Annotated in this window: 6 protein-coding genes; all 6 read left to right on the top strand. The window is 34.9% G+C overall.

Annotated features, from left to right (window positions below; all coding sequences use genetic code 11):
* Positions 1-207 precede the first annotated feature (207 nt).
* Positions 208-1,557, top strand: a complete 1,350-nt coding sequence (locus EKL99_RS01150) for a peroxiredoxin (protein ID WP_126576236.1) — start codon at positions 208-210, stop codon at positions 1,555-1,557.
* Between the two features lie 866 nt (positions 1,558-2,423).
* Positions 2,424-3,788, top strand: a complete 1,365-nt coding sequence (locus EKL99_RS01145; protein WP_158615130.1) for a TlpA disulfide reductase family protein — start codon at positions 2,424-2,426, stop codon at positions 3,786-3,788.
* Positions 3,789-3,962: 174 nt separating this feature from the next.
* The gene (locus EKL99_RS01140; RefSeq protein WP_126553203.1) at positions 3,963-5,246 is read left to right on the top strand and encodes a gliding motility-associated C-terminal domain-containing protein; all 1,284 of its coding nucleotides are present in this window, start codon (positions 3,963-3,965) and stop codon (positions 5,244-5,246) included.
* Positions 5,246-6,181, top strand: coding sequence for a type IX secretion system membrane protein PorP/SprF (locus tag EKL99_RS01135; RefSeq protein WP_126576235.1), 936 nt, complete (start codon positions 5,246-5,248; stop codon positions 6,179-6,181). The genes EKL99_RS01140 and EKL99_RS01135 overlap by 1 nt, the downstream gene beginning before the upstream one ends.
* A 990-nt stretch (positions 6,182-7,171) precedes the next feature.
* Positions 7,172-11,443, top strand: coding sequence for a T9SS type B sorting domain-containing protein (locus EKL99_RS01130; protein ID WP_126576234.1), 4,272 nt, complete (start codon positions 7,172-7,174; stop codon positions 11,441-11,443).
* Positions 11,444-11,964: 521 nt separating this feature from the next.
* Entirely contained in the window at positions 11,965-12,780 is an 816-nt protein-coding gene (locus tag EKL99_RS01125) for a M48 family metallopeptidase (RefSeq protein WP_126459772.1), read from the top strand.
* Positions 12,781-12,850: the final 70 nt, after the last annotated feature.

The following is a 12,850-nucleotide window of genomic DNA, read 5'->3' as shown; positions in this document are numbered from 1 at the left end:
CTTCGCAAAGGTTTTCTGTCGCAAACCGTTGCTCAACTCGAACTGACGAAGCAAATCACATCAGTTGCTCTCGATAGGAGATGGCGCCCGTTCCTCGCAATGACAAAATAGCTAAATTTCATCAATAAGATGTAATTTGGTGCAAGTAACGGACAGTCTTATAATTTTCAATAATTGCACCCAAGGGGCAAATTAAACTAGTAAAGAATGAAAAAAAATCTTTTAGTTGCCGTTTTAGTACTGGCAAGCTTTGGTGCAAAAGCACAAACCATTCATCTTGAATTCCCTTATTTTGCAGGGCAAACCTACGAGTTCAAAATTTTCCAGGGCGAAAAACAAATCACCCTTAAAACAGATACCATTCGCAAGGGAGGCAAGGTGCTGTTAAGCATCCCCAAAGAATACACCGGCTACAAAGGGATGGCACAATGGTATTTGACCAACAGCAAAACCGGCGGCGGACTGGATTTGATTATCAATAACGAAAACTTTTCGGTTAGTTGTTTGGATTCGGTACCAACCAACGAAAGCATTGTTTATAAAGGGACTACCGAAAACACCTTTGGCAAAACCAATTATATGCAGCAGCAAAAATTGTTCGAAAAACACGATGCCATGTTGGCCACCCTACGTGCCTATCCCAAAGACAACAAACTGTATGAAATATTCGATACTGAATACCGCAGTATAAAAGATCAGTATGTGGCTTATGTCAAAAATTTAGCCGCATCGCCCCTTTATGCCGCCAAGTTCCGGCAAATTGTAAACCTAACCATGGGCATTGGTACCATCATCACGTTAGACGAAAAAGAAAAAGCCAATAACATTAATGATTTTATTGTAACCGAATTGGATTTTGCCCACCTTTATACCTCCAACCACTGGGGCGGGGTAATCAACAATTGGGTGCAATTGCAAACGATGGCGATTAAGGACGATTCTCAATTTGTGCAAAACACCAAAACCATTTTAAACCGTTTGCCAAGCAATACCATCTATACTGATTTCGTAACCAATTTGACCAAAGAATTGACCAAAGCAGGCAAAGACAAGGTGTTAGCGGATTTATTTATGGATATAAAGAACTCCAACCGTTTGTTAAATTTTAAGGGGGTTTTAGATATATACCAGAAAGACCTTAGCGGTAAAGCACCAGACCTGATTGTTACTACTCCTTTAGACAAGGCAGGAGAGCGCAGCACTACCGTAATTGATATGGCAGGATTCCATTCAAAATACACTTTGGTACTCTTCTATAAATCAGGCTGTGGTCCTTGTGAAGAAACACTAGCAGGTTTGAACGCCAATTATAAGGATTTGGTTGCCAAAGGGTTTGGAATTATCTCCATTTCTGCCGATACCGATGCTTCCGTTTTTAAAAACACGGCGTCTGAACAGCCTTGGACGGATAAATATTGTGATTTAGACGGAACCAATGGGGTCAATTTTAAAAACTATGCCGTGATAGGTACGCCAACAATGTATATTTTAGATAGTAAAGGGATGATTAAAACAAGGGTTGCAACTGTGCAAGAATTGTTGGCTTGGAAAGAGTAGCGTAAATTGTTTTTAAAGCCTAAATAGTATTATTTTAAGCAGATAAGGTATTTAAGGACATTTAAGAGGATAGTTAGAAAGAATAATTATTTTAGATTTTCCCTTAGCAGGATTTATTCGCTGCTAAGGGATTTTTGATTAGGGTATAACGATTGCTGAATCAGCGGGCTAAAAATTTTCCCGCAGATTTTGCAGATCCAGTAGAATGGTGATAGTAAATAATTATGTATCGAATTTACTAGTCTCGTAAATCTGCAATCAAATGGATTAAGTCAAAACCTAGTGAATCTCTGCCTTTAATGGCTTCTCGACACATTTTTACTTATTACATTTCTGCTTTCAAACATATTCCTGCAAGTCAAAACACTCGAAGCGACGAATTCCTGACTTAATGACATTATCCCATTTTTGCGATACGGTACAGAAGTGTCACCCTGAGGGAACTCGAAGGCTTTTACGGTGAACGTACCTTTGTACACTTAACAAGACTATTTAGATTCCCCCCACTGGCTTCAGTACGAATATTGCCTGTAATTTGCGGCAAATAAAGGGGCTCTTGAGGTCTTTCAGTCAGATCGCCAAAATGATGAATTTTAATTGCATCGTGGGAGGTAGGATTGTGACAAGGCTGACTCAGTTATCATAAAACGTAATCTCTGGTGATTACTGTAATTTAAAATACCGCATCAGTTATTCTATATAACCTATCAGTTGTTTATTTTATAATTCTAGTTGGTCTGGTTTAGGTTTATTTTTGTCTTAGAAATCATCATTTTTTTTGTTTTAATGTTTTTTACGAATTATAAAAGCATTTTTTATTAAACGTATTGTATTGATTTAAACGGGATATATATACTACTATGCAAATGAGAACAATTTCTTTTATTCTTTTTTTTCTTTCGGTTAGCGCTTTTTCTATTGCGCAATCACAACGCACTATTGTGGGTTTTTTACCTCAGGCAGTGGATAAAGAAATTATAATCAGGGGTTTTAATGTTGAAGGTGATAGTGAGTTAGCTACGGCTAAGACAGATGCACAGGGTAAGTTTAAGCTTGTGTATCCGTCGAGTTATGTTGGGGCTGCTTTGTTTGAAATTAAAGGGGCTAAAAGTGTTATTATATTATTGAATAACGAGGATTTTGAAATTAATTGGGGTAATCTGGAGGATTTTTCTAGCTTAAAGTTTATGCACTCTACAGAGAACAGTGATTTGTCTCGCGGCTTGCAATTGTATCAAAACATTGAAGGAAAAAAAGCCGGATTGATTTATTTAATTCCGCTTTATGTACTCGAGCCTTCTAGTCAGGCATTTTTTCAAAAAGAATTAAAAGTACAGGAGCAATTGTTTCGGGCTTTTTTAGAAGTGCTTCCTAAGAATTCGTATGCTGCATATTATATAAAATTGCGAAAACTGATTTCAGATATGCCGTTGACGGCAAGCAGGTATATGGATCGATTTCCGGAAAACGAAAAAGAATTTAATGCTTTGGATTTTGGAGATGCAAGAATGGAGCATTCCGGTTTATATAAAGATTTATTTGAGGGGTACGTTCAGCTAATGGAAAGTTTTGCAGGCGCTGATATGAATGCGTTAAATACGCATCTTAATGCAAGTATTGATGTGGCTCTTAAAAGTTTGAAAGATAAGCCATTGTTGTTGCAGGATATGAGTCAAAATTTATTTAACCTGTTAGAGAAACGCAGTTTGTTTTCGTCCGCAGAGCATTTGGCGCTGGCCATGTTAGACGAGAGCAGTTGTCAAATTGATGAAAAGCATCAGGCTTTGTTTGAGCAATACCGTAAAATGGCAATAGGTAAAATAGCACCTGATATTGTATTTCCGGAAGAGGTGAAAGGATATGATAAATTATCAGCGATAAAATCAAAATATAAGTTGGTCGTTTTTGGGGCGAGCTGGTGTGCAAAATGTACAGAGGAGTTACCTAAACTGAAGCCTTTGTATGAAAAATGGAAAAAGGAAGGGGTAGAAGTTGTTTTTGTTTCGCTGGATACTGACAAGACTGCTTTTGCTAGTTTCACAAAAGACTTCCCCTGGGTTTCCAGTTGCAATTATCAATCCTGGGATGGGCAGGCGGTTCGGGATTACTGCGTGTTTGCAACACCTACAATGTATTTGTTGGATGGTACTCAAAAGATCATGGCAAAACCATTATCGGCAGATCATCTGGAGGCTATTCTAGAAAGTTATAAACGGGATGTAGCAAAATAACAGGAGGTGTTTTACCACTTATATAGTGTGATGAACCACTTGTAACCTCTTGGCTTGTTTGAGTTGCGCAGGATGGTATATTTACTTTAATAAAGGGAGAACTAAGATGTTTCGAATCTGTTTAAAGTAGGTAGGAGGAAAATAATATAAATAGAAATTAATACTTAATTGATTATGGTAAAAAAAGAAAAAAGTAGAGTTAGTCTGTTGTCTCTTATAGCATTGGTACCTTGTTTGTGTCTTTCACAGTCTGCAGTTAACGACGCAAGTATTACAAGTAATATGGGTGTTGTTAGTGTAAAGGCTAATACAATTTTGAGTACGGTTTATTCGTTAAAAAATAATTTAGGGGCTGAGCTTATCAATGATGGGGAGTTGTTCGTATATGCTGACTTTAAGAATGATGGTAAGGTAGGATTTTCTCCTGGTCTGTCTTCTGGAATAACACGGTTTTATGGACAAAAATCTGAGGATCAGTTAATTTCGGGATTAGAAACAGCAGCTGTTTATAATGTGGAGTTTAATGGGCAGTCTGGTTTTAAAATGTCAAATGGATTGAATGTTTTTGGTAAGGCAGATTTTCAAAATGGGATTGTTAATTACGAGGCTTTGGCTTCGGGTATGGGGTGGCTTAATCAGTTGTCTTTTGAAAAAGGCGCAACTGCAGTAAATGCTGATGATGTCAGTTATGTTAATGGTGGTGTTATCAAGAAAGGAAATACCGCGTTTAGTTATCCAATTGGGGGTGGGGGTAAATACAGGCCAACTACTATTTCTGCTCCAAACGAATTAAATGCTGCTTTTGTATCAAAATATGTTTTTGAGAATCCAAATACTGTGGATCCCTTAGCGGCTAATTTAGATCCTTCATTGAGTTTAATTGATAATACTGAATATTGGGTGATTTTGAGAACGGATCCTGGTACCAGTAATGTTTTTGTGACTTTAAAATGGGATGAAGCAACGACTCCTTCCGCTGTATTTGCTGATCCTGTTGAAGATATTCATGTTGTGAGATGGGATAATGTAAAAAAGCTCTGGATAGATGAAGGAGGGGTAGTGGATTTCTCTAAAAAAGAAGTGGTTACCGTTTCACAGACGTTGGGTAATTACGGCGTGTTTACCCTGGCAAGAGTTGCGCCAATTGTAGCGCCCGAAAATATAGTTTTGTCTCATCCTGGTATTTCTCCTAATGGTGACGGTGTTAATGACGAGCTGGTAATTCAAGGTTTAGAATCTCACTCAGATAATAGAGTAACTGTTTTTGATCGTTTTGGTAAAATTATTTTTGATACCACTTCATACAATACGAAAGGAAATGTTTTTAAGGGATATTTAAATGAAAATAGCAATACAATTTTACCGTTAGGGGTTTATTTCTATACTGTTGATTATCTGAATGAATCTACTGGGCTTAGGGTTAAAAAATCGAATTATTTATATATAAATTTAAGGTAATGATGAATTTTACATACATAAAAAACAAGGTTACTTTTTTTTTATTTTTAATTGGTATTTTTGTCGTAAATGCTCAAGAGAATGAGCGATATACGCAATATTTATACAATCCAATAGGTATAAATCCTGCTGCTGCTGGAGCAAGTGAGATGAATACTTTATTTACTTCTTATCGTACACAGTGGGTAGGGGTTGCTGGCGCTCCGGAGACTATGGCGCTATCATTTAATGGCGCTACTAAAAATGAAAATGTGGGCTTGGGAATATCTGTAATGAATGACCAGATAGGTCCGTCTGTCCAGAGTGCTTTAGCGGTAGATTTTGCTTACAGTTTGAGATTGAATCCAAATTATAAGTTAGCTTTTGGGTTAAAAGCATCTGCTAACTTACTCAATGTAGATTTTACTAAGTTGTATTTAAAGGATGGTACAGAGTCTGTTTTTGAAAATAATATTGATAATAAATTTTCTCCAAATATTGGAGTTGGTTTGTATCTGCATTCTGACAAAACTTCTATTGGTTTATCTGTTCCTAATCTGTTGGCAACAAAATTTTATGATAAATACTCCAGTAATGCAAGTAGCAGTAGTATTGCTACAGATAATTTGAATATTTTTCTTACAGCGAATCATTTATTTGAGTTAGATTATAATTTAAAATTTAAGCCGGCATTACTGGTTAAAATAGTTCAAGAAGGTCACGTGCAAACGTATGCATCAGCAACTTTTTTAGTCAATGATGTATTCACCTTCGGGACGTCATATCGTTTTGGTGGAACCATAAATAGTCTTGTAGGGTTTCAGATTAATAATAGAGTTTTTATTGGGTATGGATATGATTTAGAAACAAGAAGTATGCGCAATTATAATACTGCTTCGCATGAAATTTTTATTAAGTTTAATTTATTTTCTAAAAATCAAATGACATCGATGTAGGTTCTTTTTTTTAATTGAGATTACGTTAACATTAAATTGAATGAATTAGTTTAGTGTTTGTTGGGTAGGTTGATAGGACCATTGAGATTTTTTTAAAAGTTTAGTTTTCTTTATTTTCTACCTAAAAATTAAATTCACTAATGTAATACTTGTTAGTTAATGAGTTAACAAGACCTAAAGTTTTTTGAATTAAATTTGTTTTTTATTTTGAGTCTGTCTTTTTTATTTTGAAAACGCATTTTTTGTGTTCAAAATATAAATAAGTCAGGCTCATTTTATTTTTAAGTGTTTTTTTGTAAGCTGTTGTGTTCATAAGGTAAAAAGAATAACGAGTCAATTATCGGACAGAATAAAATATTTTTGATACTCATTTTTTTCTTCATGATACAATTTTATCTGAAAAATGACCGCCACTTACGTATTTATAATGATAATTGTTTTGAGTTTTTTGACAGGTCTCTAGTGTCGTGACATAGTGTTTATATAGCGAGTTATTAATGTGCTTTTTATTGGTCTCAAATTATAGTTTGTAACGATATTATTAGCATAAAAATCAGATATAGGCAACAGATACCACCTACATTCCTATTGCAAAAGGATTTATGTATTTGACTGCGATTATAGATTTGAACACAAGATTTGTTTTGAACTGTAGTGTAAGCAACACAATGAGTGCCGACTGATGCGCCTTAAATTTTCAATACAGATTATAGTAGTCAATACACCAGTAAGGTTGACACCAACGTATTCTTCAGAATTAAACCTGATAGAAATTCTATGGCGTAGAATAAAATATCAACGGTTAGTTTTGATGCTTATAAGAAATACCAAAGCCTCAAAGAAAAATTATACTTTGTACTGAATAATTTTGAAAAAAAATACGACATTAAATTTTAACTATTACTTAGACACCAAGCGATTTGTAAAAATAATAATTTGTTAGCTCTTTGCCAATTTATTTAAAATTCGCAAAATTCAATTAATCCTTTTATGAAAAAATTCCTACCACTACTATTTTTATTCTGTTATGTCGCTTGTTTTTCTCAATCAGTAACGATCAACACAACTAATTATTCGGTCGAACAATTGATTAATCAAATTTTAATTAATTCTCCTTGTGTATCCGGAACTAACGTTAAATACAAAACAGGTTCGCAGTATGGCTCAACAAATGGTATTGGATATTTTGAAAACACCAATGCTAATTTTCCCTTTTCTAATGGTGTTGTTTTGTCCACCGGTGATGTTACAAAAATTGTAAGTCCAAATAACACTATTTTAATCGACGGAAATGCTGCTTGGACTGGTGATACAGATTTAGAGGCTAATTTACTATCACAATCAGGAATAACTATGAACTCTGTTAATGCGAGTTATATTGAATTTGATTTCAAACCAAAATCTCCAAATTTCGATTTCTCCTTTCTTTTTGCTTCGGAAGAGTATGGTACTTCGCAATGTAATTTCTCAGATGCATTTGCATTTCTTTTGAAAGATGTTACTGCTGGTGGCTCAAATGTAAATTTAGCTGTAATACCAAATACCACAATACCTGTTTCAGTGGAAACGATAAGAGATAATGCTTATAATACCAATTGCCTTTCTGCAAATCCAAGCTATTTTGGAGCTTTTAACGGCAGTGGATTTGGTCCTGCGATTAATTTCAATGGACAAACAATTCCGATGATAGCCTCAGCAACTGGTTTAAACACGAGCCACATTTACCGTATTAAATTAGTTATTGCTGATGGTGGAAATAATACGGCTTATGATTCTGCAATATTTATTAAAGCAAATAGTCTTAACATTGGACAAAATGTTTTGGGATTAGACTATACCGATGCTAACAAAAGTACAATTTGTCCCGGAAGCATTTTACCAATATTATCTGCTGCCAGTTTAGGAACCGGAACTACATTTGTATGGGAAAAAGAAGGAGTTGCCTTTTCACCAGCTCAAACGGGAGCTATTTTAAATCTCAATACTATTACTCCGTTAATAAGTTCTGGGAATCATACCTTTAGTGTCACTTACAAGGAGCCAGGTTGCACTGAAATAACTGATGAAATAACGATCAAAATTTATCCTACTATCGGAGCTATTGCAACTGTCCCTAATATTTACATCTGTGATACAGGAGCTGCTATTTATGATTTTGATTTAACAAAAAATACCTCTATTATAGTAGCGGGCAATAACAAATCAACTAATGCAGTTGGTGTTTTAGATGATTTACCTGCTGGAACAATTATCTCTTATCATCTTACAAATGCAGATGCAAATGCTGGGACTGAACTAATTGCAAGTCCTTTTACTGTTTTGAGTTCTGAAAGCGGAAAAAAAATTTATGTCAGAATACAAAATCCTACTACATTATGTTATGAAATACGCTCTTTTCAACTCCAGATTGTTCCACCTCCAACAATTGCAACTATTCCCGATAATATAACGGTATGCGCCAGAAACATAACGGATATACCTCTAAAAGCAAACTTCGACTTAGCGCCACAAAAATCTTCAATATTTGGATTGCAAAATACCACTTACAATATAATCTCTTATCATTCCTCTTTTGCGGGAGCCAATAATAATACAAATATAATAAATACTGGCGGTAGTACTATTTTACTGTCTTCTAGTACTACAATATGGGCTAGGCTCCAAAATATTTCAAATGATAACTGTTTTGTGGTTACCAGTTTTCAAATTACCGTAAGTCCACTACCGCTAGTCGATATTTTAAAAGATGTATTTGTTTGTACTTCGTATACTTTGCCAACATTAATAAATGTGGGAGCTGAATACTGGACAGATAAAAATGGAAGTGGTACACAACTTTTTGCTGGAAGTAGTATCGATGCCACTAGTGATATTTATGTTTTTAACCAATCTGGAATTTGTTCGAATCAAGATTCTTTTAAAGTTACCGTTGTTGATTTGGATGAAATAACCTCTAGATCATTTGTATATTTGACAGAATATAGACTCCCAGGATTACCTTATGGAAAATATTTCACACAGAGTGGTGGTACGACTACTCCAGGAAATACGGTATTAGCAGCTGGAACAATTATTAATACATCCGGAATAAACACCATATATGTCAGGTTTGAAGACAATACAGTCACACCACCATGTATAAAAGAAACTTCTTTTGTCATAACGATAATTCCAATCGCACTACTACCGGATTATACAAATCAATTTGGCTGTAGTTCATACACATTACCTAGTGATCCAAATGGAGGAATTTATTATTCGGGACCAAATAAAGGTCTTCCTATAATGGAAGCAGGTACTGTTATTAACTTGACCAAGACGATATACGTTTATAAAGATTTCTTGACCTTTTCTTCTGAAAAAACATTCACAGTTTATATTGGCCTTTCTGCTATTAATCCTCCATCGGATATTAATTCCTGTTCTGCTTATATTTTACCTTTATTAATAGTTGGTGATTATAGAACCAATTCAGGAGGAGATGGTTCACTTGTCGCTGCAGGAACATCAATTGATGCAACAACGACACTTTGGTACTATGTCAACGAAGAAAGTTGTATTACTGATTTACCATTTACGGTTACCATAAACACAGTACCATTACCAATTATGATTGATACAACTCCTCAATGTGATGTCTATTATTTACCGCCAGTAGCACATTCTGGTAATTATTTTACAGGCCCTTTAGGAACTGGAAAGATGTGTCCTGTAGGATTCCCTGTCACTACTACACAAACCATGTATTTTTATGATAAGGCTGTAACTCAAACTTGTTATTTAGAAGAAAAGTTTCTCATTACCATTAGTCCTTCACCATTGATTGATGCAAGGCCGGTAGAAGTTCTAAAATGTGGAGAAAATTATGTACTAGATGATTTAATAAATGGAGAATATTATGAATTTTCGGGAGGTCCTTCGCCTACAAATCCGATATTACCTCCTGGTTACACCATTTCATCTTCAAAAACAATATATGTTTACGCTCCTGCAGTTGCACCAAATACTTGTATCTCTGAATATAGTATATTACTTTTGATAAATCAAGTGGTAAATATTCAAAATCAATACGCATGCAATACGTATGATTTACCGGTAATAATTGGTCCTGGTGATTACTATACGGATACCAATGGTCCTCATGGTGCAGGTATAAAATTATCACTTCCCTACGCTCCGATAACCAGTACGACAAAATTATATATATACGCAGAAGAGAATAATAGAATTGCCTGTTTTGATGAAGATGATTTCACGGTTACCATTTACAATAGCCCTGTAATTCCTGCTATTGCTCCTGTAATAAGATGTGAATCATACGAATTACCTCCATTTATAGCTCCAATAACTAGCTACTTCACTCAATCAGGAGGGCCTGGCAAAACCAATATAAAGAAATTTCCCGGCGATTTAATTACAGCATCAAGAACCATTTATGCTTATGCAGAAGAGGGTATTCTATCAACCGTTATTTGTCCGGATGAAAAACCAATAGTAATTACCATTATGTCAAAACCAAATCCAGTACTTGACGTGACTGTTATTTGCCATGATTTTGAAACTGGTATAGTTACTAATTCACATAGTATAAGTGGATACAATGCCCCTCAATATGCGTTTGAATGGAAAACGGAAGATGGTACTTTGTTAAGCACTGCTTCTGATTTTTCAACAAGTCAAATAGGGAAGTATACATTAACAGTAACCGATTTGTCTATATTTGGTTGTACATCGGATGCAGTTCCATTCACTGTTATTGAGTCTTCACCTCCAGCTTCCATATCCTTGACAACTTCTGGCTGGTTTACAGACAGTCAAACTATTACCGTAAATGCAATACCAAGCTTGGGTGACGGAAGTAATTTTCTTTACTCATTAGATGGAAGTTCTCCGCAAACTAGCAATATATTTACAAATGTAAGTCCTGGAACTCATGAAATAAGCATAAGTGATGCGCTAGGTTGTGGAGCTACAATTCCAGTTGTAATCAAACTCATAAATGCTCCTAAATTTTTTACTCCAAACGGAGATGGATTTAACGACACTTGGAATATAAGTGGAATACCAAATGGAGAAAACTTAAAATTATATATTTTTGACCGATATGGAAAATTGTTGAAAGAACTTTTTCCGAACGATTCCGGTTGGGACGGAACTTTCAAGGGATATTCGCTCCCAGCAGATGACTACTGGTTTTCTATCTCGTATACCGAAGACAATGTTTCTAAAGAGTATAAATCACATTTTTCTTTGAAAAGATAAAGTTTCGCGTTTATATATTGACAAATTCAAATTATAGAAAGATTAACTTTGCAATAATTTCCAATACAAGAGAGACAAGCAACAATACAATCTTTAATATCATGTTATTTTATTTTTATCATAAAATCACTAGTGTCCACTATAGATTAAAAAAAGTTCTTTGCAATTATCGTAAATCTGTATTTTAAGTCTCATTTTAGAGCGTGAGGATTTGAAATGAATCCTGTCATAAAATATTAATAGATGAAATAAAAGCGGCTTACCTTCAATCAAATTATTGTTTGGATATTCTACTTCTTCCTATTTCGATTTTTTTTAAGACATATGCGTTAATTCACTTTGCTCCGGAATCACATGCACAGTTTAAACCGGAATAGGGTGTTCAGTTTGCCCCGGAATATCCATTAATTGTCTCTTATTCAATTATCGATCTATTTTGTTTTTATAAATACAAGTAATAATTCAATGTTTTAAAATATTAATAATTGTATTTTTGTATGACATCTAAAAATAATAAAATCATGAAAAAGCATTTAATAGTAGGGGTTTTTGCTCTAGGTATTTTATCTTCTTGTGCAACTAATCCGCTTACAGGAAAAAAAAACTTAAATTTTGTTCCCAATAGTGAGTTGTTTCCAACCTCATTTCAGCAATATGGTACTTTTTTAAGTGAAAACAAAGTAATTACTGGAACTGCTGATGCAAAAAAAGTGGAAACAGTTGGTCTTCGAATTAAAGCTGCTGCAGAAAAATATTTAATATATTTAGATCAATCACAATATTTGAAGGATTACCGTTGGGAATATAAATTAATTGACAATAAAGATGTGAATGCCTGGTGTATGCCAGGAGGAAAAATTGTAGTGTATACCGGAATACTGCCTATAACTAAAGATGATGCGGGTTTAGCTACCGTAATGGGACATGAGGTTTCGCATGCATTAGCCAATCATGGAGCTCAACGTATGAGTGCTGCTCAATTGCAACAATTAGGTGCTGTAGGAGTTGCTGTTGCAACGGGAGGAAAAAGTGCTGAGAATCAACAAATTTGGCAACAGGCTTACGGAGTAACCACACAATATGGCGGAATGTTACCTTTTAGTAGAGGTCATGAAACGGAGGCCGATAAAATAGGACTTACTTTAATGGCTATTGCAGGATACAATCCAGAGGAATCAGTTGTTTTTTGGCAAAGGATGTCAGCGCAATCCGCTGGGCAAGCACCGCCAGAATTCATGAGTACACACCCCTCTGATGCTACCCGAATTGCGAATTTGAAAGCATTAATTCCTGAAGCTAAAGCAACAGCTGTAAAAGTTGGAATTATATACAGATAAAAATCATATTAATTAGTAAATCTAATTTTATACAAAAGCTTTTCTTTTTCAGAAAAGCTTTTTTTTGTTT

The organism is Flavobacterium sp. ZB4P23 (assembly GCF_003970375.1).
Taxonomy (GTDB): domain Bacteria; phylum Bacteroidota; class Bacteroidia; order Flavobacteriales; family Flavobacteriaceae; genus Flavobacterium.
This window is presented reverse-complemented; position numbering and strand designations above follow the sequence as displayed.